This window comes from Arthrobacter sp. P1_H7, assembly GCF_056405215.1.
Genome location: NZ_JBFUCO010000004.1, coordinates 209500 through 236245, shown reverse-complemented (window position 1 = coordinate 236245; position 26746 = coordinate 209500). Strand labels below are relative to the sequence as shown.

Annotated in this window: 25 protein-coding genes and 1 tRNA gene; 14 read left to right on the top strand and 12 right to left on the bottom strand. The window is 65.4% G+C overall.

The window, feature by feature from the left end; translation table 11 throughout:
• Positions 1-20 precede the first annotated feature (20 nt).
• Both AC1DXI_RS04815 and AC1DXI_RS04810 read left to right on the top strand, forming a co-directional pair.
• Positions 21-1100 (top strand): ferredoxin reductase, encoded by a 1080-nt coding sequence (locus AC1DXI_RS04815; protein ID WP_476937666.1) that lies wholly within the window; start codon positions 21-23, stop codon positions 1098-1100.
• A 13-nt stretch (positions 1101-1113) separates the two neighbouring features.
• The gene (locus tag AC1DXI_RS04810; RefSeq protein WP_243178328.1) at positions 1114-2325 is read left to right on the top strand and encodes a fatty acid desaturase family protein; all 1212 of its coding nucleotides are present in this window, start codon (positions 1114-1116) and stop codon (positions 2323-2325) included.
• Positions 2326-2436: 111 nt separating this feature from the next.
• Here AC1DXI_RS04810 and AC1DXI_RS04805 read toward each other — a convergent pair whose 3' ends face one another.
• The 3 genes from AC1DXI_RS04805 to AC1DXI_RS04795 form a co-directional block, all read right to left on the bottom strand.
• A complete protein-coding gene (locus AC1DXI_RS04805; RefSeq protein ID WP_476937665.1) occupies positions 2437-4581 on the bottom strand; it encodes a copper-translocating P-type ATPase in 2145 nt (714 codons plus the stop codon).
• Positions 4582-4730: 149 nt separating this feature from the next.
• Complete coding sequence (gene radA, locus AC1DXI_RS04800; protein ID WP_026266683.1) at positions 4731-6104, bottom strand: DNA repair protein RadA; 1374 nt, start codon at positions 6102-6104, stop codon at positions 4731-4733.
• Positions 6105-6180: 76 nt separating this feature from the next.
• Positions 6181-7308 (bottom strand): FUSC family protein, encoded by a 1128-nt coding sequence (locus tag AC1DXI_RS04795; RefSeq protein ID WP_026539482.1) that lies wholly within the window; start codon positions 7306-7308, stop codon positions 6181-6183.
• Between the two features lie 258 nt (positions 7309-7566).
• On the opposite strand from AC1DXI_RS04795, the gene pstS reads away from it, so the two are divergent.
• From pstS to pstB, 4 genes are all read left to right on the top strand, one after another.
• Complete coding sequence (gene pstS / locus AC1DXI_RS04790) at positions 7567-8688, top strand: phosphate ABC transporter substrate-binding protein PstS (RefSeq protein ID WP_476937664.1); 1122 nt, start codon at positions 7567-7569, stop codon at positions 8686-8688.
• A gap of 209 nt (positions 8689-8897) precedes the next feature.
• Positions 8898-9830: a phosphate ABC transporter permease subunit PstC gene (gene pstC, locus AC1DXI_RS04785; RefSeq protein WP_476937663.1), complete on the top strand. Its 933-nt coding sequence runs from the start codon at positions 8898-8900 to the stop codon at positions 9828-9830.
• Positions 9831-10940, top strand: coding sequence for a phosphate ABC transporter permease PstA (gene pstA, locus AC1DXI_RS04780; RefSeq protein ID WP_476937662.1), 1110 nt, complete (start codon positions 9831-9833; stop codon positions 10938-10940).
• Between the two features lie 46 nt (positions 10941-10986).
• Positions 10987-11766: a phosphate ABC transporter ATP-binding protein PstB gene (gene pstB / locus AC1DXI_RS04775; RefSeq protein ID WP_018774898.1), complete on the top strand. Its 780-nt coding sequence runs from the start codon at positions 10987-10989 to the stop codon at positions 11764-11766.
• Between the two features lie 72 nt (positions 11767-11838).
• Here the strand turns inward: pstB and AC1DXI_RS04770 are convergent, their stop codons facing one another.
• From AC1DXI_RS04770 to AC1DXI_RS04760, 3 genes are all read right to left on the bottom strand, one after another.
• Positions 11839-12852 (bottom strand): inorganic phosphate transporter, encoded by a 1014-nt coding sequence (locus AC1DXI_RS04770; protein ID WP_476937905.1) that lies wholly within the window; start codon positions 12850-12852, stop codon positions 11839-11841.
• A 4-nt stretch (positions 12853-12856) separates the two neighbouring features.
• On the bottom strand, positions 12857-13474 hold the full coding sequence (locus tag AC1DXI_RS04765) for a DUF47 domain-containing protein (protein ID WP_476937661.1): 618 nt from the start codon (positions 13472-13474) through the stop codon (positions 12857-12859).
• Between the two features lie 434 nt (positions 13475-13908).
• Entirely contained in the window at positions 13909-14562 is a 654-nt protein-coding gene (locus AC1DXI_RS04760; protein WP_229995112.1) for a hypothetical protein, read from the bottom strand.
• 202 nt (positions 14563-14764) lie between these two features.
• Between AC1DXI_RS04760 and AC1DXI_RS04755 the strand changes: the two genes are divergently transcribed.
• Positions 14765-14837, top strand: a tRNA-Lys gene (locus tag AC1DXI_RS04755).
• Positions 14838-14930: 93 nt separating this feature from the next.
• Here AC1DXI_RS04755 and AC1DXI_RS04750 read toward each other — a convergent pair.
• Entirely contained in the window at positions 14931-16184 is a 1254-nt protein-coding gene (locus AC1DXI_RS04750; protein ID WP_476937660.1) for a tyrosine-type recombinase/integrase, read from the bottom strand.
• Between the two features lies 1 nt (position 16185).
• Positions 16186-16773, bottom strand: coding sequence for a helix-turn-helix domain-containing protein (locus AC1DXI_RS04745; RefSeq protein ID WP_476937659.1), 588 nt, complete (start codon positions 16771-16773; stop codon positions 16186-16188).
• 769 nt (positions 16774-17542) lie between these two features.
• Here AC1DXI_RS04745 and AC1DXI_RS04740 point away from each other — a divergent pair.
• The 4 genes from AC1DXI_RS04740 (at position 17543) to AC1DXI_RS04725 (ending at position 21144) form a co-directional block, all read left to right on the top strand.
• Positions 17543-18475: an AAA family ATPase gene (locus AC1DXI_RS04740; RefSeq protein WP_476937658.1), complete on the top strand. Its 933-nt coding sequence runs from the start codon at positions 17543-17545 to the stop codon at positions 18473-18475.
• Positions 18476-18554: 79 nt separating this feature from the next.
• Positions 18555-18809, top strand: a complete 255-nt coding sequence (locus AC1DXI_RS04735; RefSeq protein ID WP_476937657.1) for a hypothetical protein — start codon at positions 18555-18557, stop codon at positions 18807-18809.
• A gap of 347 nt (positions 18810-19156) precedes the next feature.
• Positions 19157-20335, top strand: a complete 1179-nt coding sequence (locus AC1DXI_RS04730; RefSeq protein ID WP_476937656.1) for a phage major capsid protein — start codon at positions 19157-19159, stop codon at positions 20333-20335.
• A 179-nt stretch (positions 20336-20514) separates the two neighbouring features.
• Positions 20515-21144 carry a hypothetical protein gene (locus tag AC1DXI_RS04725; RefSeq protein WP_476937655.1) on the top strand — a complete coding sequence of 210 codons (630 nt, stop codon included), beginning with the start codon at positions 20515-20517 and terminating at the stop codon, positions 21142-21144.
• 189 nt (positions 21145-21333) lie between these two features.
• Here the strand turns inward: AC1DXI_RS04725 and AC1DXI_RS04720 are convergent, their stop codons facing one another.
• Together AC1DXI_RS04720 and AC1DXI_RS04715 are read right to left on the bottom strand one after the other, a co-directional pair.
• Positions 21334-21519, bottom strand: coding sequence for a hypothetical protein (locus AC1DXI_RS04720; RefSeq protein ID WP_476937654.1), 186 nt, complete (start codon positions 21517-21519; stop codon positions 21334-21336).
• Positions 21520-21543: 24 nt separating this feature from the next.
• Entirely contained in the window at positions 21544-22485 is a 942-nt protein-coding gene (locus AC1DXI_RS04715; protein WP_476937653.1) for a hypothetical protein, read from the bottom strand.
• Between the two features lie 110 nt (positions 22486-22595).
• On the opposite strand from AC1DXI_RS04715, the gene AC1DXI_RS04710 reads away from it, so the two are divergent.
• Positions 22596-22985: a hypothetical protein gene (locus tag AC1DXI_RS04710; protein ID WP_476937652.1), complete on the top strand. Its 390-nt coding sequence runs from the start codon at positions 22596-22598 to the stop codon at positions 22983-22985.
• Between the two features lie 71 nt (positions 22986-23056).
• Here AC1DXI_RS04710 and AC1DXI_RS04705 read toward each other — a convergent pair whose 3' ends face one another.
• The gene (locus tag AC1DXI_RS04705) at positions 23057-23989 is read right to left on the bottom strand and encodes an AbiTii domain-containing protein (protein ID WP_476937651.1); all 933 of its coding nucleotides are present in this window, start codon (positions 23987-23989) and stop codon (positions 23057-23059) included.
• Positions 23990-24605: 616 nt separating this feature from the next.
• On the opposite strand from AC1DXI_RS04705, the gene AC1DXI_RS04700 reads away from it, so the two are divergent.
• Positions 24606-25100, top strand: coding sequence for a MarR family winged helix-turn-helix transcriptional regulator (locus AC1DXI_RS04700; protein WP_476937650.1), 495 nt, complete (start codon positions 24606-24608; stop codon positions 25098-25100).
• A gap of 64 nt (positions 25101-25164) precedes the next feature.
• Positions 25165-25482: a hypothetical protein gene (locus AC1DXI_RS04695; RefSeq protein ID WP_476937649.1), complete on the top strand. Its 318-nt coding sequence runs from the start codon at positions 25165-25167 to the stop codon at positions 25480-25482.
• Positions 25483-25547: 65 nt separating this feature from the next.
• On the opposite strand, the gene AC1DXI_RS04690 is transcribed toward AC1DXI_RS04695, so the two are convergent.
• On the bottom strand, positions 25548-26648 hold the full coding sequence (locus AC1DXI_RS04690; protein WP_476937648.1) for a lactonase family protein: 1101 nt from the start codon (positions 26646-26648) through the stop codon (positions 25548-25550).
• Between the last annotated feature and the right edge of the window lie 98 nt (positions 26649-26746).

The following is a 26746-nucleotide window of genomic DNA, read 5'->3' as shown; positions in this document are numbered from 1 at the left end:
ATCTGACATAAGCTTGATGAATGATCCGGCTCCGTAAGCTGGCGCGCGCCGCATCTCTACTGACCACCCCACTAGCTCCAGAAGACATTCTGTCGCTTTTCAATCCTGTGTTTTCCGCCCGCCAATTGCGCGGCGTGGTCACCAGGGTGGTTCCAGAAACGGCCGATTCCGCCACCATTTTCTTCCGTCCCGGCCGCGGCTGGCAAGCACACCTTGCCGGCCAGTGGGCCCGTATTGGCGTCGAGCTCGACGGTGTCCGCCACTGGCGGTCCTACTCGCTCAGCGCCCCCGCCGGACAGGACCCGGCAATCACCGTGACCGACATGGGCGCCGTCTCCGGGGCCCTCGTACGCGGCACCAAGCCCGGCGACGTCCTGTTCCTGGCGCCCCCGCAGGGCGACTTCGTCCTTCCCGAGCATCCGCGTCCGCTGCTCATGCTCACGGCCGGCAGCGGGATCACCCCGGTGATGTCGATGATCCGCACGCTCGTTCCGCACCGCCCGGATTCCGACGTCGTCCTGATCCACACCGCCCGCACCGCCGCGGACACCATCTTCCGTGAAGAACTCGCCGAGCTCGCCGACCAGTTCCCCAACCTGCGCGTCACGCACTGGTTCACCGCGGAGAGCGGACGGCTGGACTTCACCTCGGCCGCCGACCTGGACCGGCTCTGCCCGGACTGGCGCCAGCGCGCCGCCTACGCGTGCGGCCCGGAAGGCTTCCTCAACGACGCCGAGGCGCTGTGGGAGGCCGAAGCGGAGGACGCACAGCAGGCCGCGGCCAGCTCGGGCACCCTGACCATCGAACGCTTCAGCACCAGCCTCGCCGGCGGTGCCGGGCACGACGGCGGACTGGTCACGTTCGAGGCCTCCGACCGTGAAGTCGAGGCCGACGGCGACACCCCGCTGCTCGATGTCGGCGAGGACGCCGGCATCCTGATGCCCAGCGGCTGCCGCATGGGGATCTGCCACAGCTGCCTCATCCCGCTGCGGGCCGGCCATGTCCGTGACCTTCGCACCAACGAAGTGCACGGCGAGCCCGGCCAACTAATCCAGACGTGCGTGTCGGCAGCCGCCGGCCCCGTTAACCTCGACCTCTGAGGAGTATCACCGCATGACGATTGTTTCCAACAAACCGGACCTTTCCGACGCCGACACCCCCGCCACCAGCGGTTCAGCCGACACAGCGAAGGTCGTCACGGTCGCGAAGACGCGGCCCGGCGCCCTCGCCGAGACCGGCAGCCCGCTGCTGCGTCCTCCCGCGGCCGCCCACCTCTCCGACGAGCAGGTGGCGGAGCTGGGGCGCGAACTCGACGCCATCAAGGATGACATCCTCGCCAAGCGCGGCTCCGCCGATGCCGCCTACATCCGCCGCATGATCAAGATCCAGCGCGGCCTGGAGCTCTCCGGCCGTGCCCTGCTCCTTGTCAGCAAGAAGAAGCCCGCCTGGTTCGCCGGCACCGCGCTGTTGAGCTTCGCCAAGATCCTGGAAAACATGGAACTTGGGCACAATATCCTGCACGGGCAGTGGGACTGGATGCGGGACCCGGACATCCACTCCACCACCTGGGAATGGGACTTCGTCACCCCCGCGCGCTCCTGGCAGCACACCCACAACGATCTCCACCACCGCTGGACAAATGTGGTCGGCAAGGACAACGACATCGGATACAACCTGCTGCGGATGGATCCGGACCAGAAATGGACGCCCTTCAACCTGGGCAACCCGCTGTACAACGCGCTGCTGGCACCGGTCTTCGAGTGGGGCATCGCGATCTACGACCTCGAACTGGTGGACTACAAAGAGGGCCGGAAGTCCAAGGAAGCCCTGACCAAGGACCTGAAGGCCCTCGGCCGCAAGGCACTGACGCAGTTCACCAAGGACTACGCCGCCACGCCCGCCGTCGCAATGCTGACCGGTTCCGGTAAGCAGGCCCTCTACGGCACGCTGACCGCCAACGCCGTACGCAACGTGTGGGCACACGCAGTGATCTTCTGCGGCCACTTCCCCGAAGGCACAGACACCTTCACCGAGGAAATGGTGGAGGGCGAGACCCGCGGCGACTGGTACGTGCGGCAGATGATTGGCTCGGCCAACATCTCCGGCTCCAAGTTCATGCACCTCATGACCGGCAACCTTTCGCACCAGATTGAGCACCACCTCTTCCCGGACCTGCCCTCGAACCGCTACGCGGAGGTCCAGCCGAAGGTACAGGAGATCTGCAAGCGCTACGGACTGCCGTACACCACGGGTCCGCTGCTGAAGCAGGTCGGCTCCACGTGGGCGAAGATCTTCAAGCTGGCTCTGCCTCCCAAGAAGGCCTAGCAAACCCAGGCCGGCTCAGCCGGAGCAGAATTATGAGAGGGGCGTCTGCCATCGCGGCAGGCGCCCCTCTTCGTCGTGTCGGGGCGCAGGACCCGGACCACCTCCACCAGGTCAGCTGACCGCGGCCGGGTTGAGCTTGAGCCTGCGCAGCAACTGGGCGTTCAGGGCAACCACAATGGTGGACGCCGACATCATCACGGCGCCCGCGGCGGGGGAGAGGACGATCCCCGCGAAGGCGAGGACACCGGCCGCCAGCGGCACCGAGATGATGTTGTATCCGGTGGCCCACACGAGGTTTTGCCACATCTTCCGGTAGCTCGCCCTGGACAGATCGAGCATTGACAGCACGGCCCGCGGATCGTTGCCGGCCAGGACCACTCCGGCGGATTCCACGGCCACATCCGTGCCGCCGCCAATCGCGATCCCCACCTCTGCCCGTGCCAGCGCGGGGGAGTCGTTGACGCCGTCGCCCACCATGGCCACCTTCAGCCCACGGCCCTGAAGCTCCGCCACCTTCTTGTCCTTGTCGGCGGGGAGGACCTCGGCGAACACTTCGTCGATGCCGAGTTCGGCGGCGACGGCGTGCGCCACCTGACGGGCGTCGCCGGTGACCATGGCCACCTTGATGCCGCGTGCCTGCAGGGCCCGGACGGCCTGGCGGGACTCGGGCCGCACAGCGTCCTCGAGGCTGACGGCACCCAGGACCGTGCCGCCGTCCACAACGTGGAGCACCGCCGCGCCGCGCTCCAGCCAGGCGCCGGTGGTGGCGGCCAAATCCCGCGGCTCCTGCAAACCCAGCTCCCGGAGCAGGGCCGGCCCGCCCACCTGGACCGTGCGGCCATCGACCGTGGCCCGGACTCCGCGGCCGGTCAGGGACGTGAACCCGTCCGCCGTCGGAAGCTCCAGTCCCCGTTCCCGGGCGGCGGCAACGATTGAGCGGGCCAGGGGATGTTCGCTGTCAGCCTCCACAGCGGCCGCGAGTGCCAGCACCGTATTCTGCGCGGCGTCTTGGCCGGTTGCTGTGGCGGTGTTTGTGCCGGCGGCCGCGGCGGCGGCGACCTCCTTGAGCTCCGGCTCGCCTTTGGTCAGGGTTCCGGTCTTGTCGAACAGCACGACGTCGATTGTCCGCATGCGCTCCAGTGCCATCCGGTTCTTGATCAGGACGCCCGCCCGGGCGGCCCGCTCGGTGGAGATGGCGATGACGAGCGGGATGGCAAGGCCGAGGGCATGGGGGCAGGCGATCACCAGGACCGTCACGGTGCGCGTGACCGCGTCGCTTACGCTGCCCATCAGGGTCCAGAAGATGAATGTCAGGACACCGGTGCCGGCCGCGAAGTAGAAGAGGAACGCCGCGGCCCGGTCGGCCAGGGCCTGGGCCCGGGAGGAGGACGCCTGCGCCTCGGCCACGAGGCGTCGGATCCCGGCGAGGGCCGTGTCCTCGCCGATGGCTGACACCCGGACCCGCACGGAGTTGTCCGTGGCGATGGTGCCGGCCACCACGGGATCGCCCGGGGCCCGCAGGACGGTTTTTGATTCGCCCGTGATCATGGATTCGTCGAATTCGGCCTGGCCGCCGCTGACGGTGCCGTCGGCCGGCATCCGGCCGCCGGGGCGGACCAGGATGGTGTCCCCGGTGCGGAGCTCGGAGAGGCTGACAGTCTCCGTGCCGGCGGCCGTGACGCGTTCCGCTTCGTCGGGCAGCAGCGCCGCCAGGGCATCCAGGGCGCCCTGGGCTGAGCCGAGGGCGCGCATCTCGATCCAGTGGCCCAGCAGCATGATGGGGACCAGCAGCGCCAGCTCCCACCAGAAGTCGAGATCGACACTGCCGATGCCGAGGCTGGTCGCCCAGGAGGCGATGAAGGCGACGCTGATGGCCATGGCGATCAGCAGCATCATCCCCGGCGTGCGCGTTTTCAGCTCATTGAGCCCGCCCTTGAGGAACGGACGGCCGCCGTAAAGGTAGATCGCCGTGCCGAACACCGGCGGGATCCACGCTGAGCCGGGAAAGGCGGGAGGCTCGTAGCCCAGGAGCTCCGCGAACATGGGGCTGAAGAAGACCACCGGCACGGCCAGGGCCAGTGTCAGCCAGAACCTGTTCCTGAACATTGCGACGCTGTGCCCGGCATGCTGGCCGTGGCTGTGCACCGTGTGCTCGTCCGCGGCGGGGCCCACGGCATGACTGCCGTGCGGCGTCCCGCCCGGACTGTGGTTCTCGATTCCCCGTTCCACGCCGGGGCTGCTGTGCCGGTGTTCCATGGTGCGTGCTCCTGACGGATGCTCAGTCATCTGCGGCTACGCTCAACATACCCCCGGGGGGTATCTTTGGCAAGAGTGCATTTCAGGATTCGGCGGACCTCGATAACTCGCGTCATCCCGAGGTCCCAGGTCGCCTGGCCTCCGCGGCGTCAGCTGATCAGCAGTCCCAGGGCCTCGGCCAGGTGGCCAACCTCGCGGACGGAGAAGCCCGCCGGAACCGGTCCGTGCCCGTTGGGGCTGGCCGGCACCACGGCATGGGTGAAGCCGAGCCGGTGCGCCTCCTGGATGCGCTGGTTGATGCCGGGCACCGGGCGGACTTCGCCCGCCAGGCCCACCTCGCCGAAGGCTATGAGCCGCTGGGGGAGCGGCTTCCTGGCCTTGGCCGACGCCACCGCCAGGGCCACGGCGAGGTCCGTGGCGGGTTCGCTGAGCTTGACCCCGCCGACCGTTGCCACGTAGGAGTCGTCCTTGTTCAGCAGGCAGCCGGCGCGCTGCTGCAGGACGGCCAGCAGCATCGCCACGCGCGAGCTGTCCAGTCCGCTGGTGGCGCGGCGGGGCTGGGAGCTTGCGCTTTCGGCGAGCAGCGCCTGGACCTCGGCCAGCAGCGGCCGGCGGCCCTCCAGCGTGACCGTGATGCAGGTTCCCGAGACGGGCTCCTTGGTCCGGGAGACGAACAGTCCGCTGGGATCGGCGAGGCCCTCGATGCCGTCCTCGTTCAGATCGAAGCAGCCGACGTCGTCGGTGGGCCCGTAGCGGTTCTTGACCGCGCGCAGCAGCCGCAGCCGCGAGTGCCGTTCGCCTTCGAACTGGCAGACGACGTCCACGAGGTGTTCCAGCAGCCGGGGCCCGGCGATGGAGCCGTCCTTGGTCACGTGCCCGACCAGCAGTGTGGTCATGTTCCGGCGCTTGGCCGCCGCGATCAGGGACGCCGCCACCTCGCGCACCTGGGACACCCCGCCGGCGCTGCCCTCGACGTCGGCGCTGCTAAGGGTCTGCACGGAGTCCACCACGAGCAGCCGCGGCTCCAGCTTCTCCACCTGCCCCAGGGCCTGCCCCAGGTCCGTTTCGGCGGACAGATACAGGGATTCGGCCACGGCGTCGATCCGGTCTGCGCGGAGTTTGACCTGGGCTGCGGATTCCTCGCCGGTGATGTAGAGGACGTCCTGGGCCGTCCGGGCGAACTTGGCCGCAACGTCCAGCAGCAGCGTGGACTTGCCCACCCCGGGCTCGCCCGCCAGTAGGATCACGGCGCCGGGCACCAGCCCGCCGCCGAGCACGCGGTCGAGTTCATCCACGCCGGTGGGCAGGAAGGCGGCGGTAGTGGCGTCGACGTCGGCGATCCGGCGGGCAGGTTCCAGGACCGTGGCGGCCGCCGTCGTCCGGGCGACGGCGGTGCCGGTCTCCTCCACGCTGCCCCACGCCTGGCACTCGCCGCAGCGGCCCACCCACTTGGCCGTCGTCCAGCCGCATTCGGCGCATTTATAGCCGGGCGCCTTCGGCCCCCGGGAAGTCTTCGTAGCCATTGGTCCACACTATCGGGGGCCAGCGACAATGGAGCGCGTCGGCGGGCCATCGCGCCAGGTACACCAGCTACAGAGGCTACAGCGGGGGAAGGATGTCCCGGGCTTCCTTGGAATCCAGCCCGGCGGCCTCGAGCAGGTCCACCATGAGCGGGCGGAACAGCATGACCACCGTTTCGCCCTCGAGCAGCTGGACGTCCAGCATCCGCGGATGCAGGCGGACGGCGATCTCCCGCAGCTCGGACCGGGCCGTGCGCAGGTGGGCGCGGCGGGCGCCGTCGTGCACTTCCGCCAGGCCGAGCGAGAGTTCGTCGACGGCGGCGGCCGTCTCCTGCAGGACCTCGGCGATGTTCTGGGTGGCCTCGTCCGAGAGCGCCGCATGGTTGATGGCGCTGGTCAGGCGGCGCGCAAAGACCCGGCTGTTGCGCAGCGCGAGGTCGATATAGTCCAGCGACTGCTCCATCTGGTCCAGTTCGTCCCGGTGCCGCCGGTAGGCGGGGGCCAGGGTTGCCACTTCGCCGGAGGCACGCAGCGACTGGCGCATGGCGTCGACGAGCGGCTGGCAGTTCCGGCCCCGGATGAGGGCATGCCAGGCCTGGGTGGAGTCACTGTAGCTCAGCGCCGACGCGCATTCCCGCAGCACCTCGGCGAGCTCGTGCAGGAGCTTCTTGACGTCACTGCGGGGTTCACGCCGGGGATCCTTGGGGACAAGGATGGTCACCAGGAGCGCGAACGCCCCGCCCACCACGGCGTCGATGCTGCGGGTGAACGGTCCCCCGATCGGCGCGGGCAGGAGCACCACGAGCACCGACTGCAGGCCCAGCTGGGTGGTGAAGATCGTCCCGCTGTCCAGGAACCTGGCCAGCAGGATGGAGAAAAGGAGCACGACGGCGGCCTGCCAGATTCCGGAGCCCAGCCAGTGCAGCAGCAGGTCCCCGACCACGATCCCGATCGTGCAGCCCATGCCCACCTCGATGACCCGGCGCAGCCGGGGGTCGCGGGAAAACCCGAGCGCAATCAAGGCTGACGTGGCGGCAAACAGCGGCGCGGAATGGCCCAGGACGTATTCGGCGAACGCGTAGGCGCCGACGGCGCAGGCGGTCATCTGGATGGCCGGGACGAGGGAGTTCCGGCTCCGGACAAAGCCGGTGCGGACCCGGCCGCGCAGGAATCGTGCGCTTGCGGAGAGTCCAGTCGCGGAGGCCATGCCTTCCAGTCTATTTGCTGCCCCGGGGCGGCCGTCACGGGCCGGGGCGCTGTGCGGCCGATACGACTGTGACGCACAGAACACAATGGCTACCCGGCATATGTAAGCCAATAGTCCCGCGTCGTTTACCGGCCGTTCACTTTGGTCCGCAATTCTCTTCACCTGGGCCACCTACGGTCGGTAGAGGTACAAACCGTACGCATCCCTGCGGGCCTTCTCCGGGCCCGGCACCCCCAGCCCTGGAAGGGGTACAACTCAGTGAAGGCTCTCCGCTTCGGCCGCAACGCGGCTATCGCTGTCATCGCCGTTGGCGCACTTGCGCTGACCGCCTGCGGTTCGGACAACGCAACCAACACGGCCCAGACTGCTGCGCCGTCTGCCTCTGGCCCCGCGGTCACCGGCACCCTGACCGGCATCGGTTCTTCCGCCCAGGGCGCAGCCATGGACGTCTGGAAGACCAACTTCGCCACCGCGAACCAGGGCGCCACTGTGCAGTACTCCCCGGACGGTTCCGGCGCCGGTCGCAAGGCGATCCTCGATGGCTCGGCCCAGTTCGCCGGCTCCGATGCCTACCTCAAGGATGAAGAGCTCGCCAGCTCCAAGGAAAAGTGTGGTCCCGACGGAGCCATTGACATCCCGGTCTACATTTCCCCGATCGCCGTGGCCTTCAACGTCCCTGGCATCACCGACCTGAAGCTCGACGCTCCCACCGTTGCAAAGATCTTCCGCGGCGAGGTCGCCAACTGGAACGACCCCGCCATCGCGGCCATGAACCCGGGCGTCCAGCTTCCGGATCTCAAGGTCACCCCGGTGAACCGCTCTGACGACTCCGGCACCACCACCAACTTCACCGACTACCTGTCCGCCGTTGCCCCTGAGGTTTGGACCGACAAGTCAGCCGGCGTCTGGCCCGCGAGCCTGAAGGGCGAGAACGCCAAGGGCACCTCCGGCGTCGTCAAGACTGTCACCGACACCCCCGGCGCCGTGACCTACGCCGACGACTCCGCTGTTAGCGGCAAGCTCGGCACCGCGCAGATCAAGGTCGGCGACTCCTTCACGAAGATCTCTGCCGAGGCAGCTTCCAAGGCAGTCGACCAGGGCAAGCCGATCGAGGGCCGCAACGCCAACGATCTCGCCATCAAGCTGGACCGCACCACCACGGTCGCGGGCGCCTACCCGATCGTCCTGGTCTCCTACCACATCGTCTGCACCACCTACGACACGCAGGCCACCGCTGACCTGGTCAAGGCCTTCGTCAAGTACGCCGCCTCCGACGCGGGCCAGCAGGCCGCCGCCGACGCCGCCAAGTCGGCGCCGCTGTCCAAGACCCTCCAGGACAAGGCAATGGCTGCCGTCGACTCCGTCAAGGCCAAGGCCTAGGGATACGCTGCGCCGCGAGGCGAAGTGGAAAAGGCGTAGTGGAAACACGAGCCTGATCAAGGTTCCCTGCATCATGGCGGCCGTCACCGGCGGCCGCCATGATGCAGGGAACTGACGCGTTTGTTCCATAGATCAAGATTTGCCGGGCACCGGCCGTGGAGGCCTCCGCAGCCGCCGCCCGGATCCCATCCAAACCGAAGGACCGTGAAGTGACCACCACCTCCCTGACCAAGTCCCGGGGCGCAGGCCAATCCGGTGACAAAGTCTTTTCCGCAGCCACCTTGGCAGCAGGGTGTTTGATCCTCGTCGTGCTCTTCGGCGTGGCACTGTTTCTGGTGATCCAGGCGCTGCCGGCCCTTATGGCTCCGGGGGACAAGATCCAGGGCGGCGAAGGATTCTTCACCTACATCTGGCCGCTTGTCATCGGCACGCTCATAGCCTCGGTGATCGCGCTCGTGATCGCGACGCCGATCGCGATCGGCGTCGCGCTGTTCATTTCGCACTTCGCGCCCCGCAAACTCGCCTCCGGCCTGGGCTACGTGATTGACCTCCTCGCCGCCATCCCGTCCGTTGTCTACGGCGCCTGGGGCGTTGCGTTCCTGGCCAAGGAAATCTCGCCGTCGTACAACTGGCTGGCCGGGAATATGGGCTGGCTGCCGATATTCCAAGGTCCCGCCTCCGCCACCGGCAAGACCATCCTGACGGCCGGAATCGTGCTTGCTGTCATGGTTCTGCCGATCATCACTTCCCTGACCCGCGAAATCTTCCTGCAGACCCCCAAGCTGCACGAAGAGGCCGCGCTGGCGCTCGGGGCCACCCGCTGGGAGATGATCCGGATGACCGTGCTGCCGTTCGGCCGGCCCGGAATCATCAGCGCCGTGATGCTGGGACTGGGCCGGGCCCTCGGCGAAACCATGGCCGTCGCGCTGGTGCTGTCCTCCGGGGCCCTGACCGCCAGCCTGATCCAGACCGGCAACCAGACCATCGCCGCCGAAATCGCCCTGAACTTCCCCGAGGCCAGCGGGCTCAAGGTCAACACGCTGATCGCCGCGGGCCTGGTGCTGTTCGTCATTACCCTCGGCGTGAACATGATTGCCCGGGGAATCATCACCCGGCACAAAGAATTCTCGGGAGCCAACTAAATGACCGCCACCCTGACTCCGGTACGCAAGCGCTCGGCGCTGACCAAGGGCCAACTGCCCAAGGCCGCACCGTACATTGTCCTGGCCGTTGCCTTGATCCTTGGCGCGGCGATCCTCGCGCTGATCGGCTTCAATGCCTTCGGCTGGGGAATCGTCTCCGCCATCCTCTTCGCCGTCGGCCTGGTGGGCTGGAGCCTGGTTGTGGAAGGCGTCCGCAAGGCCAAGGACAAGCTGGCCACCTGCCTGGTTGTGGGGGCCTTCCTGATTGCCTTGGTGCCGCTGTTCTCGGTGATCTGGACCGTGCTGGTCAATGGGCTCCCCGGGCTCCTGGATCCCGGTTTCCTCACCACGTCCATGAACGGGGTTACCGGCGCCTTCGACAACAAGACAGTCGAGGAAGGCGCCCCCCTGCTGGGCGGCATCTACCACGCGCTCATGGGGACCTTGCTCATCACGGTGCTCGCCACCCTCATCTCGGTCCCCGTGGGCCTGCTGACCGCGATTTACCTGGTGGAATACGGCGAGGACCGCGCACTGGCCCGGGCCATCACGTTCTTCGTGGACGTCATGACCGGCATTCCCTCGATTGTCGCCGGCCTGTTCGCCGCCGCCGCGTTCTTCGCGGTGGTCGGCCCGGGCACCAAGACAGGCGCCGTGGCCGCCGTCGCGCTGTCGGTGCTGATGATCCCGGTGGTGGTCCGCTCCAGCGAGGAAATGCTCAAGATCGTGCCAAACGAACTCCGCGAGGCCGCCTACGCCCTCGGCGTCCGCAAGTGGCGGACCATCCTCAAGGTGGTCCTCCCGACGGCGATCTCCGGCATCGCGTCCGGCATCACCCTGGCGATCGCCCGCGTGATCGGCGAAACCGCGCCGATTCTGGTCACCGCCGGATTCGCGACCACCATCAACGCCAATGTATTCAGCGGCTGGATGGCCTCGCTGCCGACATTCATCTACACCCAGATCCTGAACCCCACCTCGCCGTCGAACCCGGATCCGTCCTCTGAGCGGGCCTGGGGCGCGGCCTTGGTGCTCATCATCCTGGTGATGCTGCTCAACCTCGGCGCCCGCCTGATTGCCCGCATCTTCGCCCCCAAGACAGGCCGCTAGGCCACCCGCGCCCGCCGCCCCTACCTCCAGCAAGTGAAGGAACACCATGTCTAAGCGCATCGACGTCAAGGACCTGAACGTCTACTACAGCAAATTCCTGGCCGTCGAAGGCGTCAACATCAACATCGACGCCAAGTCCGTCACAGCCTTCATCGGCCCCTCCGGTTGCGGCAAGTCCACCTTCCTGCGCACCCTGAACCGTATGCACGAGGTCATTCCCGGTGCGCGGGTTGAAGGCGAAGTGCTGCTGGACGGGGACAACCTGTACGGACCCGGCGTCGACCCGGTCACGGTCCGGTCCCAGATCGGCATGGTGTTCCAGCGCCCCAACCCCTTCCCCACCATGTCCATCCGGGACAACGTGCTGGCCGGCGTGAAGCTGAACAATACAAAAATCTCCAAGGGCGAGGCCGATGTCCTGGTGGAGCGTTCCCTGCAAGGGGCCAACCTGTGGAACGAGGTCAAGGACCGTCTGGCCAAGCCCGGCTCCGGGCTGTCCGGCGGCCAGCAGCAGCGCCTGTGCATTGCGCGCGCGATTGCCGTTGAACCCCAGGTGATCCTCATGGACGAGCCCTGCTCCGCCCTGGACCCGATCTCGACGCTGGCCATTGAGGACCTCATCAACGAGCTCAAAGACCAGTACACGGTAGTGATCGTGACGCACAACATGCAGCAGGCGGCCCGCGTGTCGGACAAGACGGCCTTCTTCAACATTGCCGGTACCGGCAAGCCGGGCAAGCTGATCGAGTTCGGCGATACCCCGACGATCTTCAGTAACCCGACCGAGAAGGCCACCGAGGACTACGTCTCCGGCCGCTTCGGATAACCTGCTCGTCGATTGCTCCGCAGGTGCCGTTTTGAGCCCTCAAAAGGGCGCCCACGGAGCAATCGACGAGTCCTACAGGCCGGCCACCGTCGAGAGCGCCAACTGCAGGATGAACGCGGCGGCGGCGGTGGCAATCGGGGTCAGTACCCAGAACCCCAGGATGCGGATCACCAGCCGGCGGTTGGTGCCCGGGAAACACTGGTTGGCGCCGGCGCCCAAGGTTGCCGCCGTCACCGTATTGGTGGTGGAGACAGGCCAGTGCAGCCCGATCGCGCCCACCAGCAGCATCACCGCGCTGTACATCTGCGCGACGGATCCGCGCAGGGGGTCGATCCGGGTCAGCCGGTAGCCGATGGTGTAGGAAATCCGCCACCCGCCCGCCAGGGTTCCCGCCGCCAACAAGATGGCCGTCAGCAGGGCCACCCACACCGGCACTGAACCGCCGTCGGAGAGCCCGGCCGCCAGCAGCGCCAGGATCACCACCGCGCTGATGCGCTGGCCGTCCTGCAGCCCGTGCCCAAAAGCGACGGCGCCGGCGGCGACCGCCTGAGCCCGCCGGGAGCGGGTGTTGACGACGTTGGGCGGCGTGTAGCGGGCGGCCCAGCCCGCAGGCCAGACCAGCAGGAACGACCCTGCATAGGCGATCACCGGTGAGATCAGCAGCGGGAGCACCACCTGGGACAGGAGCGAGGCGTCCACGCCGGTGACGGGGTTCCCGCCGACGGCGACGCTCGCGACCCCCGCCCCGGCGAGCCCGCCGACCAGGGCATGGGTGGAGGACGCCGGGATGCCGCGCCACCACATGTAGAGGCCCCAGAGGATGGCACTCAGCAGCGCGGCGAGGAGAATCGTCAGGCCGTTCGTGCCCGTCGGCAGCGTCAGCCACACCTGGGTGACGGCCAGGGCCAGGGCGGCGCTGAGCGCGGCCCCGATGAAGTTGAACAGGCTCGCCAGCAGCACCGCCACCGTTGGCGTCAGCGACCGCGTCCGCACGGCCAGCGCCACCGACGAGGACGCGTCCCTGAAACCGTTGAGGAAGGCGAAGACCCCGGCGCAGAGCAGCACCAGGGCAAGGAAGAAGAGCATCACGTCAGGATTCCTTGACGATGATGCTGCCCACCTGGGTGGCGATCCGGCGCATGTCCTTCGTGACTTCCACGAGCTGGTTCGCGACGTCACGGTTGCGCGCGTACTGCATCGCCTTCATCTCGTGGAGCATGTCCGCGACCCAGACCCGGTGCGTGCGCTCGGCACGCTTGGCCAGGCGCAGGATCTCGATCCAGTAGTCCTCGAGATCGTCCAGGTTGTTCAGCCGCCGCATCGCATCGACTGTGAGTTCGGCCTGGCGGCTGATGATTTCCAGCTGGTCCGCGGCGCGTCTGGGCAGCCGTTCGAGCTTATAGAGGGAAACGAGCTCGGCGGCGGCATCGAGCTTCTCCATGGCCTCGTTGAGGAACCGGGACAGTGTGTACATGTCCTCGCGCGGCAGCGGGTTCACGAAGCTGGTGCGCATGTGGGTCAGGAGGGCAAAGTGCAGCTCCGCGGATTTTGCCTCGTGGTTGTGCATGTCCTCCACCAGCCGGGCATGCTCACTGGCCGGGGCGCCGAGGATCTCCGAGAGTGTTCCGGCCCCCAGCACGATCTGGTGCGCCATTTGGGAGAGCAGGTTCAGTCCGGCGGACTCCTGGGGGAACAGGCGCAGCTTCACGTGGTGTCACCGGTCTTCCTGGAGGAGGTTCGCGGGTGGGGTCGGCCAGCCGTGTGACTTGACGGAGACCGGTGCATACGCATAACTTTACCGTCCGCTGCGGGTCCGGACCGGCCCGACGCGGCGTGTGACGGGGCAGGCGAAAAACAGGCGGACAACAGGCGAAAAACAGGAAGAACCGGAGGCGAGGCAGGCGAACACCAGGCAACGAGGGCATGAAAATGGTGCCGAACCGGATACGCCTCTCGGCGGTAGGCCGCTCTAGGCGGCTAAATGTTGAAGCCCGGGGGTTTCGCGGTTCGGCACCGCTTTCAGTTTTCTACGTAGGTTCATGCAAGTCAACATTGACAGCCTGCCCACGTCGTGCGTGCCGGCCCGTCATCCGCGCCTGCCGCCCCGGCACCGGGCGCCCGCCGCCCGGGCCGGCTGGCCCTTTAGTCCAGTTCGCCCAGCCGCCACGCATTGGCGGCGTGTTCGAGGTCCTCGGCCGTCTTGACCAGCAGATGCGAGTTACGGGTGAGTTTGCTGGCGTGGTTCTCGTTGCTGTGCTCGGCGTTGTCCGCAAGTGTCGCCTGGCCCAAGGCCACCACGCGGCAGAACGCTGCGGAGCGTTCCAGTGCGACGTCGAATTCGCCGTCGAACGCCCCGGAGAGGATGGCGTCGGCCATGGATTTCATCTCATCGGCGCCGGGCGGTTCGGCGGCACCGGCCACCACATGCGAAACCTGGGCCGTGTCCTTGCCCGCCTTGAAGTAGACGGAGATCCGCTCGGGATCCTGGATGGTGGCGGCCCGCAGGGCGTACAGGCGCCACAGCGCACCGGGGAGGGAGCGGGCGGGGCTTTCGGCCCACATTTCGGCGATCGCTTCCAGGCCCTGCTCATCGGCGAGTTTGACGAGCCGTTTGGTGACTTTAGGGTCGTCGCTGTCCCGGCCGCGGCGCACGAGCGCCTGCGCGGCCAGATGGGCCGCCTCCGAGACGCGGGCAGGATCGGCCCCTCCGGCGAAGGGCTCAAAGTCGATCGGTGCGAAGGGTTTCGGCTTGTGGTGCCGCGGGGCCGGGGCGCTTGATCCTGCTTGCTCGCTCATGCCCCCACGCTACTCCAGTGCCGCAACGGAATCGAGGATCGGTGCGGGCAACTGCCGGAGACCCCGAGGCCAACGCCGCCGCTGCGGGCAACGTGAAAAAACCCGGCCCAGGTCTGGGGTACAGTGTTAACGTCCAGAAATGGACTGGGCCGAAACGCGCCGCAACAGGGGATTTTATCCGCTGGTTCGGGGCCATCGGCTGGGGCCTTTAGCTCAGTTGGTAGAGCATCGGACTTTTAATCCGTGGGTCGTGGGTTCGATCCCCACAGGGCCCACTCTTTTAGCGAAGAGTGGATACCCCCGGTTCCTTGCAGTTGCAGGGGATCGGGGGTTTTTTCGTCCGATGCCCTCCGTTCTCGCCTCTCGTGTCAGGCGGACCGTGGAGACATTCTGGAGACATGGCCCCGGGCGGCAAGAGCCGTCATCCTGGCCGCTTCTAGGGACGCGGAGACTTCATCCAGCCGGTCCGGCCAAAGGTGGCCATAGGTGTTGAGGGTTTCCGTGGCGTCCTTGTGGCCCAACATGAGCTGAACGACTTTAACGTCAGCCCCGGACCCTATCGCGGCGCTTGCTGCTGTGTGGCGAAGCTTGTGGGGGGTCACTCCTACACCGTCGAGGTCGGTGTCTCGGGCTGCGAGGTTGAACACGCGGTTCCGCCAGTTGTGGTCGTTCAGTGCCTCTCCCGTGGGCGTCTGGAAGACGTAGGCGTCCTGCGCCTGGCCGGCGGTGAGTTCCTGCAGCTCCGCGACGAGGAACCCTAGCGGTACGGCGCGCTTCTCGTGTGACTTGGGCGTTCCCAGTACTTTCTTACCTTCCCTGTCGAGTGTCCACGTGGCGTTGACGGCGGCGCGGGCCCTCATGAGGTCGAGGGCGGAGATTTTCAGCGCTAGGGCCTCATTGATCCGGAGGCCTGTGTAGGCAAGAAGCCGGACCAGAGTGCCGTCCGTGCTGCGGCCGGTTACGTCCTGGGCGGCTACTGCTAGGTCCTCCACTTGGGCGTGGCTGAGATAGACCTGTTCCGGTGCGGCCACGCGCGGCAGCCGAACACCGGCGGCCGGGTTTCGGCTGATCCGGTCCGTTTCGACCGCCCACGCGAGGACGGCGGACAAGACGGTGTGAATGTGGCCGAGGCTTGAGGGTTTCAGCGGGCCGCGCATGGGGGCAGGCTCGAACCTGGGCGGGCGGCTGCTCCGGACTTTGCTTGCAGCTTGTGCCGTCCCGGCGGCCAGGGCGCTGACCCATGCGGCGACCTCCGGTTTCGTGATGGTGCCGATTCTTCTTGATCCCCATTGTGGGAGGACGTAGGCGCGGAGGCTCCGCTCGTAGTGCAGGTACGTGGCCGGTTTGATATCCAGGCGGGTGCTGAGCCATTCGTCGGCGACGTCGGCCAGAAGGGTTTCGGCGTGTTCCGGCGGCCGGTAGGTCCCCGCACGGAGGTCGTTGTCGAGTTTGGCGGCGTACTGCTGCGCGTCGGGTTTCCGCTGGAACCTCTTAGAGCGACGGCGTCGTCCTGTCTGAGTTTCCTCCCACCAATACACCCGCCATCTACTGCCGGAACCATTCCGGGCCGTCGGCTGCCGGTTGGCGTCGAGCCACTCGTCCTGAATCCATGCGCGTGCCATGTCAGCCCTCACTGAGCTCAACGGGACGGGGAAGGAGGCGGGCTTCGCCGTCCTCGTCCCACAAGAACTGGGTCAGGTTAAAAAGCAAAAGCTGAGTCCATTCCAAGCGCACCTGATGGTCGACGTACGGCTTGAGCTTTCCTTGGAAATCGTCGGGATGACGTTCCTGCATGTATTCGGCGTACTGCTGCAACCGTTCGCTCGCCTCTCGAACCGCCTGGCCAAGGCGGCCTTCTTCTTCGCTAATTCTGTTGATTGCTTGGAACGCCGCTTGTTCTGCTCCCTCCTGTGCGGCAAGCAAGATGCTCCTTGCGGTGTCGTCATCGACCATTCGGGCGGCCATGCGCCAAGGGTCACCCTCCAGGATTTGGGCGAGCAGGATGGCCTCGTTCAGGCGGATGGGGCGTGCGAGGTTTTCGATGCGCTGTATCTGCTGCTGGAACAGCGGCAGTCCCGCCTCAGTCGCTCGTCGAGCAAGCTCGGTCTGTGACATTTCAAGATCAAGTCGACGACGGGCCAGGGACTTTGCGAAGGCTGTCTCCCAAGGGAGGGCTTCCGAACGGATCTTGGGGTTTTCTTCCTTAGTCATGTTGTTACCATACACGCTGTTGTTGTGACTTGCTACAACATGTTGTTTCTGGGTGAATACCTGTAGTTACATCGTCTTGTTGCAGTTCGCAACAAGACGAAGGGATTGGTAATGCAGATTGAGAGAAGGGCTGTGGGGATGTTGACGCCTGCTGACCTGGCGGGGCGGTGGCAGGTGCCGGCGCGGACTCTTGGGCAGTGGCGATATGAAGGCCGGGGGCCGGTGTACGTGAAGATTGGTGGTGCCGTCCGATACCGGCTTACAGACATTGAGGCTTATGAAAGCGGACACGTGGTGGGTACCCGATGAACCGGCAGGCGGGTACCCGAGGGGAGCTGTTGCCCCGGGTGGAGACACAAGAGGGCCCCCAGGCTGGACTTAATCGCCGCCGCAAGGCCTCCCAGCGTTGCCCCCCTCTTGAAGACGGGAGGCGCGACCCGCTCGACACCTCACCCGCGGGGTTCTCGGTGGCTCCGGTCGTGATGGGCCTTGCTCCCCAAGAACTGCTCGCTGAGGCCAAACGTCTTGAACGGACGGGGTGGGCGCTGTGGGAACTCCGGAAACGTCTTGGTGCGGCCTGGTGCGGGGGTGACCGCCCATGACGAACACGTTCCTGACCATGAGTAAAACGGGACATGCCCTCGTCTCGGCCTTCAATGCCAACCTCCCCGCTTCTGTTCCTCCGCTTCCGGGCCAATCGCCAGATGCCCCTGGAGCGTTCCCCGTTCCCCGGACACTGGGGGTAGGAACGCGGAACACGGTGCCAGTGGTGACTTACGGCGACGTGGCCGGACTGCTCTCCGGCACCCTGCCCGAACCTCCGGCACCGTCGTGCCTGTTGCGAAGTGATGACGCGGCGGTGTTCTATTCCGGGCAGGTCAATATGTTGTTTGGTGAGCCGGAGTCGGGCAAGACGTGGGTGGCGTTGGCTGCGGTTGCTGAGGCCCTGGGCCTTGGGCGTTCTGCCGCGGTCGTCGACCTAGACCATAACGGGATGGCGTCGACCGTCACCCGGTTGTTGGGCTTGGGGGCTCCGACTCCTGCCCTGTCTGACTTGGGATTGTTCCGTTACAAGGAACCTGAGGACAAGGCTGACCTAATGGCGACAGTGGCTGACCTGCGGCTTTGGGCTCCATCCGTCGTCGTTATGGACAGCATCGGGGAGCTATTGCCCGTCCTCAACCTGAACTCCAACAGTCCGGATGATTTCACCATCGCCCATAGTCACGCACTCAAACCACTGGCACACGCTGGCTGCTGCGTCATCGTGATCGACCATGTTGCGAAAAATCCGGAAACCAAAGGGCCGACCGGCACGGCGGCGAAACTCCGCGCCGTCGGCGGGGCATCGCTGCGGGTCAGGATCAAGGACTCCTTCGCTCCAGGCCGCGGGGGTTCCTGCTACCTGGGCATCCAGAAGGACAGACATGGCGGCCTGCGGGCGGCGACTCCAGCCGGCGAAAAGGAGCCTGTGGCAGGGGTATTCGAACTGAGGGGTGACTGTTCGTGGACGGTGTGGGCTCCAACATCCGGGGACCGTGTCCCGGATTCTGCGCCGGGAGCCGATCTCGCCAGTCTGAAGAGCCTTGCCCCTGGTCCGGTGTCAGTTCGTGACATCAAGGACCGACTTGGCTGGGGCGGCGACAGGGCAACTTTGGCCTTGAGAGTTTACCGTCAGCAACTTGAAACGGCGGGCGCGTGAGGCTGTTCCGTGTTCCTATGTAGCAGGAACGCGGAACACTCTCACAACCGGATACCCAACCCACATGAAAGGCGACAAAATGACCACCAACGCAGAACAGACGGCCAACCTTGAGGCCATCGCCATTGTCCGGCTGATCACCCGGAACGAAGGGGACGAAGCGGCAAAGATCCTGCTCACCCAGACGGAGGATCCCATGCAGCTCGCGCGCGCCGCCTGCGGCCTGGCCGGTGCCCTGCTGCTGGGCTTTGCGCCCGGCCATGAGGAGAGCATCTTGAACAGGTATACGCAGGCGGCGCTCCAAGACACGCCCGGCGGCGGGCAGGACTCCTGACGGAAGGGCCCCATAGCATTAAGCCAAGCGGAAGAGCCGGGCGCGGACGGTCAACGGACGAGGAACCTTAGCGGGTCAAGTTCGGAGGAACCAGGAAGCGCCCGGCCCCTCCCGCCAAGGGGCACGGCCAGCGGTCATACCGGTTTTCATCCGGGTCAACCCGTCCGTCTAACAGGTCCCGCCGAGGAAAGTGTGCCCACCAGCGGTATGGGCCCGGCCTCCGACGAGGGCGTGCGCGTCAAATCGGCGGGACCGGTCCTGAACCCGTCCGTAGGAGCCCGCCCGGTGTATCCATCCACCTTCGTGCGCCCACACCCGGCCCACGCTTCTGCCCAGGAGGGCCTGCCATGGAAACCACCACCCGAATCGACAACTACCGCGACGCCGCCGCTACCGCCGCCAAACAAGCCCGCGAAATCATGGAAAAGGCGGAAGCCCAAGGCCGGCAACCGGATGGCCTAATGCTGGCCGACTACGAGCGCCACATGAAGACCGCCCGCCATCACCTGGACATGCTCAAGGCAGCTAAGGCCGACCAGGACATCATGGCACAAGCCAAAGCCATCTCCAGGGAGATCAACGGACCGTCCATAGGAAGGGCGGCGTCGAGCCGTGGCCAGTGGGCGAAAACCACCGCCGACCGTATGACCAGGGCCATGATGGCAGACGTGGACGGCAGGAAGTCCCTGATAAGCGGATCGATCGGCGTCCCGGCACCCATCGAAACCGACGTGATCGCCATGTCCGAGGCCCCGAGGACCCTGCTCGAGCTAATTCCAGCCAAGGGCCTAGGCGGCGGCTTCAGCACCGGCAACAGCTTCTCCTATCTCAAGCAGACCATCCGAACCCACAACGCCACACCGGTCCCGGACGGCGAGCTCAAGCCCACATCCATCTACACCCTTGCTGAAGTGGAGGACCGGGTCAGGGTTATCGCCCACCTGTCCGAGAAGATCCCGGTTCGCTTCTTCGATGACCATTCCAACCTGGAGCAGTTCCTCCATAATGAAATGGAAGCCGGGCTGTACCAGGAGCTGGAACACCAAGTCCTCAGCGGCGACGGAACCGGGGAGAACTTCACGGGCCTGCTGAACACGTCAGGGATCGTCGTCCAGTCATTCGTCATCGACGCTCTTACCTCCGTGCGGAAGGGTCTGACGTCCCTCCAGGTGTCGGGCGTGACGCCGACGGCCTTGGTCCTCCATCCTCAGGACGCCGAGGCGTTCGACCTGCTCCGCGAGAGTGGCAGCACAGGTGGCTTTCTGCTGGGCGACCCCTCCGGGACAGGAGCGTCGAATCTGTGGAGCATTCCCCGGGTGCCGTCAGTGGCGGTCCCAGTCGGAACGGCGATCCTTGGTGACTGGAAGAATGCGGAGATCGTCGTCCGTGAAGACGCAACACTCGCCGCAGACCGCTCGGGAGACAACTTCACCCACAACCTGGTCCAACTCCGCCTCGAGGGCCGCTTCGGCTGGGCGGTCAAGCGCCCCAACGCCTTCGTCGAAATCGCGCTGGCGGCAGCCTAGTCCCACCCACGGCGTCAACCTCACTCGCGGCTATCATTTGCCCGGCCGCGGGAAGGATGGAAGACGAGCCCTTGGCATGAGGGCAATGACTCTCCCAGCGCCACAAGGTGATGGTCGGGGCAGGGACTACCTGCTCCGACCGTCCCACCCATGCCGCTCTTTGCGGATACCCTCACCTAATGGACTTACCCACACTGATCTCAACATTGCTGGCAGAGACGCCTCTGCCCACCCCCGGTCCTTCGGGCGCAAACTCTCCAGGTGACAGCAGCAGCGGGATATCGCAGTGGCTTCCGCTGGGGACTGCATTCGTGGGGGCGGCCGCGGCGATCGGAGCGTCCGCTCTTTCCCAGGTTCTTTCAGCCAGCAATGAGAGAACGCGCCGCGCAGAGCAGTACAGCCGCGAAGACATACAACGCCGTCGGGACGAACTGAAGGTCACATACAGCGACCTCATCCGCCACCTGGATGAATACCTCTTGGCGATGCACCGATTCAAAGGTAATGAGAGCCTCATTGCATCAATGGACCGGGAGAGCGAAACCAAAAGCGTTCTTAGGGTGATGGCGAAGCAGACCGAGCTCACAGAACAGATGGTCGTAACGATTTCCGCGGTTAACTCATTGCTCGGCGTCGCGGACCTGTTGGACGAAACGGCTGTGTTCGATGCGGGTCGCGCATACGTGGCCTTCATTCAAGACATGAAGCTAGACGACCGCGAGAACAAGACCAAGGGCAACCGGCTCAACTCAGCCATGAAGGACGCCATGCGTAGGTCGTTGGCGGGTGAGCCCGACCCGGTCGAGTAGCTGCTACCCCCAAGGGGCGTCGCAATCGCGCCGTGAGACGCATCTGGACCCCTTCGCCGGTAGTAGTCCGTCTCCCCCCGGGGCCAGAGGGGGGTCGCGCGCGGGATGAAGAGTCCGGAGCGTCCAGAAAATATAGAATCCAGCACCCTGCTCTTCGGAATGCTACTTGGATCCAGAAGGGCCCGAGGCCTACTTCTTCCCTTCGAAGGTGACCTTGACCTTAACGAATTTTCCGGGCTCTTGGCTCAGTCTCCGGAGCCTCCGTCCGCGCGCTTCATCCAACTCGCGCCGGAACTCATCGGCTTCCTTCTGGACCTCAACGTCAAAAGAAGTCCTTGCGCTGACGGCCTCTGTTTTTCGTACTCTGGTGCTCATGAGCGGTCTCCTTCCAGATTCACGCTAGGCTCCGGATCCGGGGATGGGTCCAAGTCTAGATGGAATTACCGTACCCACGACCTCTGACATTCCCGTGGGCTGGCCTATCTCGTGGGGTACCGACAAGCCCAGCGCCGATTCGGCTATGGCCAGCATCATCCCAAAAACTTCCAGGTACTCAATAGCGAGATCTGGGTCGATGCCGTCCGGCACCTCGGTGTTCACTGAAAGCATGCCGTGGACATGACCACCGACGGATGCCGCCACCGAGGCGTAGCAGACGTACCCGCGCTTTCGGTCCTTCTCGATAGCGAACTGATCGTTGACGGTCAGGTCATCGCAGTACTCGCTTTCGTCGTTCAGCGTTCTGCGGATGATTTCGCGGGACTCCGGCTGGTCAACAGTCAGCTTCGGTCGGCTGACATCGTAAGTTTGATCTACGACCTGAAGGAAGTAGCCCGATTCTTCCTGTCCCAGACGGTAGTAGTTGACCTTCACGGGGGTCCCGTCAGCTTCGAAGAAGCCCTTCAAGCCGCCTACAACCCCCGTTACCAGCGGGTTGTACTGCGCCAAGCGCTTGTCTTTGCTGGTTGATCCTGCGCTGATCTTCCGCAAACCCTCCAGCCGCTCCAAGTTGCGGTGGAATAGTCGCCGCATGGCAACGGCCTCCTCCGCGCGGGCAAGCGATTTCGCGGCTTTCAGTTTGCTACGGAGCCCATGAATGGTTCGGCTCTGCCCCAGGGTTCCACAGGCCGCAAGAAGTGCGCCTATGATGACGAGAACAGTAGCCCAGAATACTGTTTCGGCTTTCTCCTTGTCAGCAAAGATGGGAGGAACGGCCATCAGGCCGCTGCCCACCAGGACAGCGACAGACCCCAAGTGGCTGACGACGTAAGACCACGCAAGGCGAATTGAGCCCCAGGCTCTTTTGTACCGAGGCAGTTCATCGGAGGTGCTTGTGGTCATCCTGAGATTCTAAGCATTGATACAGCGAACCCTTGACAGGGCGGCCGACATTGCTCAAGTGGCGTCGGCTGTATTCTTCAGTCGTCACCGCTCTTGCCAATGGGGGAAAAATGAAAAAACTGGTACCAACTTTGACCGTAGTTTCGTTGCTACTGGTCGCGTGCGGCGGAACCACCATCCAAAAGGACGCCAGCTACAAAAGCGCGCTGGACCTCCGCGATGCCTACGTCGCCTCGGGTGCGGTCAAAGAGCCGGGCTGCGATGAGAAAATCACACAAGATGCTAAAGCAAAGTGGGGATGGCAAACGGTGAATTGCGGCATGAACACCGTGCTGCTTGTTGCCGATTCCCAGAGCGCGCTTGATGACCAAGTGACGCAAGATCTGAAGTATGGGACCGCAAGGCAGGCCATTCTTGTGGGTCCAAACTGGCTGGTCCGCGGTCCCGAATTTGAGGTCAAGGACGTGCAAAAGAGCCTCGGCGGGGAAATCAAAAGTTGATCCCCTGATGGATGCGAAAGGGCCCGCCGGGAGTTGATCCCCGGCGGGCCCGTCCAAAACTCAAACAGCAGTCAGGGAAGGACGACCCCGAAATGCGCCGCTATGGCCACCTTGGCCAGTGTCTCCAGCGCAGGCGTGATGACCTTACCGCCAAAGTTCAACGCACCCTCCCCAAGTCGCTTGAGGAATCGAGCAATGCCGCTGCCCGGCTTGTCACCGTCTTCCTCCAGAGCAGTAGCCAGTTCTGCCTGGCCCGAATCGTCCAAGCCCTGCTCCTTGAAGAAGTCCAATAGGGCCTGCGTGTCACCTTGCTCAATGTGGACGTGCTGCGTGATGTTTTCACCGTTGGCGACTGCGTTCGTACCGCCGTAAATGTGGTTGTTGATGTTGTAGGTCACTGCATCACGTACTTTCGGGGTGTCTGTGGTTGGTCCGTTCGGCTCCCCAGCGTCGGGAAATTCTGCCTGGACATCTAGGGCGAATAGCAGCGCCCGCGTTCGGACCGAATCAATGATGCCGTGGAGCATCGTCCGCGGAATGATCCTACGGACCGAAAGCGGGTTGAAATCGGGATAGTGCGGCGCTCGGTTCTGTTCGCACAACTTGATGTAGATTGCCAAAGCCTGGTTGGGCCAGGTTTGACTGGGGTCGATATCGGCGGCGGCAAGTCGCTCAAGTTCAGCCATCGGCTGGTAGAGCCAGGTGTGGAATTGCCACTTCCGAAAATCGTTTTCGTCCGGGAAGTCCTCTTTGTTGATGAAATATTTCTTGGAGGACTGGAAGTAGCCCGATGCGAAGACCTCAACCGGGACGAGGAGCGGACCGCGATAGGCCGGTAGTTCCGCCAGGTTGGTTTCCGGATACCCGTTGAGCTCGTTCATCGCCCAAGTAACGAGATCATCCGACTTCATCCGACGTCCCAAAGTGATGACTTGGCGGAGGAGATTACCGGTGGAAACCGTGTCGTCGCTGGCACCGTCTACGACGCGGTCTAGGAGGCTCATCCTTTGGAGTCCGGCGCGACGTAGTTGGCGAAATGGCGGGGTTCGGGTACTGCCGGGGCCTGCGGGGACGTACTCATGACTTGACCCTAGCAGGACCTCTAGCGCCTATGCGCGTGGGTACATTTTGGAGACATGCGTTCCAGAGTGCGCAAGTTTTGACTTGATCCTTGTCAGCGGCTGATGTGCCGTTTTGGGCCGGATTCTCGCGGTTTCTGGTCGTATCCAGTCGTGGGCATATCGGGGCGGATACTGGCGGATTGGATCCGTGGGTCGTGGGTTCGATCCCCACAGGGCCCACTCTTTTAGCGAAGAGTGGAAAAACCCCGGTTTCTTGGCATCAGGAAGCCGGGGTTTTTTGTGCCCGGGACCGCAGATTGTGCGATTCATAGGACCAGACGTGTGTCACTCCCGGGCATGCCGCGGGCCGTCCCGCCGGGACCCAGAGTTACCTGACTCGGGCGCCCCTGGTCTCGCCTGGCGGCTGCGGTCCGGGGGCACTTTGCCACGGACACGCCGCGAATAAGGGACCCCAGGGCCGGAATCGAGTCCAAAGGCGCCCCGTGCGGCCGCCTGGATTGTACGGCTGGCTAGTTACCAGTTCCGCTAGGCTTGGCGAATGGACTCCCACGGCGCCTCCGGATACTGGTATGGCCCCGATGACAGCCTGGATCCCCCTGCGGCGATCCTGCAGGCCCTCCGCGACTATCGAATCTCGGAGGTCGCGACCAGGCGGTCCACCCGCGATTCGATGGGGATGGGCGAGACGGACCTGCTGGCTTTGCGTTACCTGCTGCGGGCCAGCGCCACAGGCGAGCGGGTTGGCCCAAAGGATCTCAGCCGCGTCCTGGGCATCACCACCGCTTCCACAACGTCGCTGATCGACCGGCTGGTGGCCAGCGGACACGTCCGGCGTGAGCCGCACCCGACCGACCGGCGCTCACTTGTGATCGTGCCGACGGTGGCGACGGACTCCGAAGTCCGCGCCACGCTTGGACACATGCACCGGCGGATGATGGAGGTGGCCGAGTCCATGAGCGCCGAGGACGCCCGCGTGGTCATCACTTTCCTGCGCCGGATGAGCGCGGCCATCGGTGCCGAACGGCAGAACTAGCTCGTTTAACTAGTTATATGTATGCTTACTACTTGTTTTTTCGATCTCAACGAGAGTAGGCGCCGTGGCTGAATCCGCAACCCTGACCGGGGACCCTGCGACAGTTCTCCCGCCCAACGCGCCGCTGCACTGCGGCGCACCCATGCAGTGGACTTCGCCGGAGCCGGGTGCGATGCCCTCGTACTCCTTCGGGCCTGCGGACCCGTCCCTCGATCTCCCGGCCCTGTGGCGCTGCCCCTGCGGCTTCCAGCTCGACGGCGGTTTCCAGCTGGGGGAGGGGGTCCCGTTCGACGGCGGTTTCCAGGTGGAGGGCGTGCTCCAGCTCGATAGTGTCGAACAAGGTATCGATCACGGTGCTGCGGGGCTTGCCGCGGCCTGCTGACCCGGCAGCCTGCTTTCTCACCGCCTGCTCTTCACCGCGAACCGCGCCAGCCGGGCGCCGGCTCCTCACTCCCCGGGCGTCAGCCGGGGCCGCGCCGGCACCAGCGCGGTGGGGGAGTCCACCTGCAGCCGGTCCGCGGGGATACCCGGCAACCCTGATGCCGCGTCCAGGCGAAACGTCACGACGTCGCCGGAGCGTTCGTGGGCGACGTGCAGCAGGCCATCGCGGACCAGGTGGTGGCGGGGCCAGTTGCCGCCGCTGGGGACATCGGCCACCGGACGCCGCGCCGCGCCTCCGGCCTCCACCTCCAGCACGCAGACCCGGTTCGAACCGCGGACGCCCACATAGGCGTGCCTGCCGTCGGGCGCCAACGCGATCTCGGCCGCCGAATCTTCCGGCTGCGCCCCGCCGGCGGTGGCAGGTCCGACGAAGCCGAGCCGGAAGTCCCTGGAGTCTGGAGACAACCCGGCCACAGCCACCTCGATTGAATACTCGGTCACCACAAAGACGCGGCCGCCCGGGTGCTGGACCAGGTGCCGGGGGCCGCTGCCCTGCGGCAGGACCACCTCATGATCCAGGACCGGCCCCAAAGCCAGTCCCGGCCCGGAGCGGACATTCCAGATCCGCAGCAGGTCGTGGCCGAGGTCGGTGGTCATCACCCTGCCGTCGGCCAGCATGAGCGCCGCGTGGGCGCGGCTGGGCCGCTTTTCCCTGTCGGAAGGTCCGCCGTCGGGAGCCTCGCCGTACGGGTCGCGCGATTCGACGCCGGCCGTCCGGCCCACGATGCCGCCGTCGGGGTCGAGCCCGTAGAACAGCACCTGGCCGTCGCCCCAGCAGCAGACCGCGAGGAAGCGGCCGGAAGGCTCGACGGCGACATGGCAAGCCGCGTCACCGGCCGGCCACGCCGGGCCCGCGGGCTCCAGGCCAAAGGCGCCGGCCCGGCGGTAGGCCCGGACGGTACTGGCCTGCTCGGCCACGGCATAGACCACAGGGAGTGAAGGGTGGACCGCCAGGAAGGACGGCGAGTCGGCCGCCGCCGCAACACCCAGCCACCGCAGTGTGCCGTCGGCCGCCGCGGCAACCGCACCGATCCCCGTGCCGCGGCCGCCGGAATCTGCCGTGTAGGAGCCGGTCCAGATGAGATCGTGTGCGGGGATGGAGTCCATGCTGACATCCTGCCAGCCGTCGCTGCCACGGCATCCCAAGCAGGCCCGGAAACGGGCGCCACAATTCGCCGCCGCGGGCGGCTTCGGTAGCATGGGGA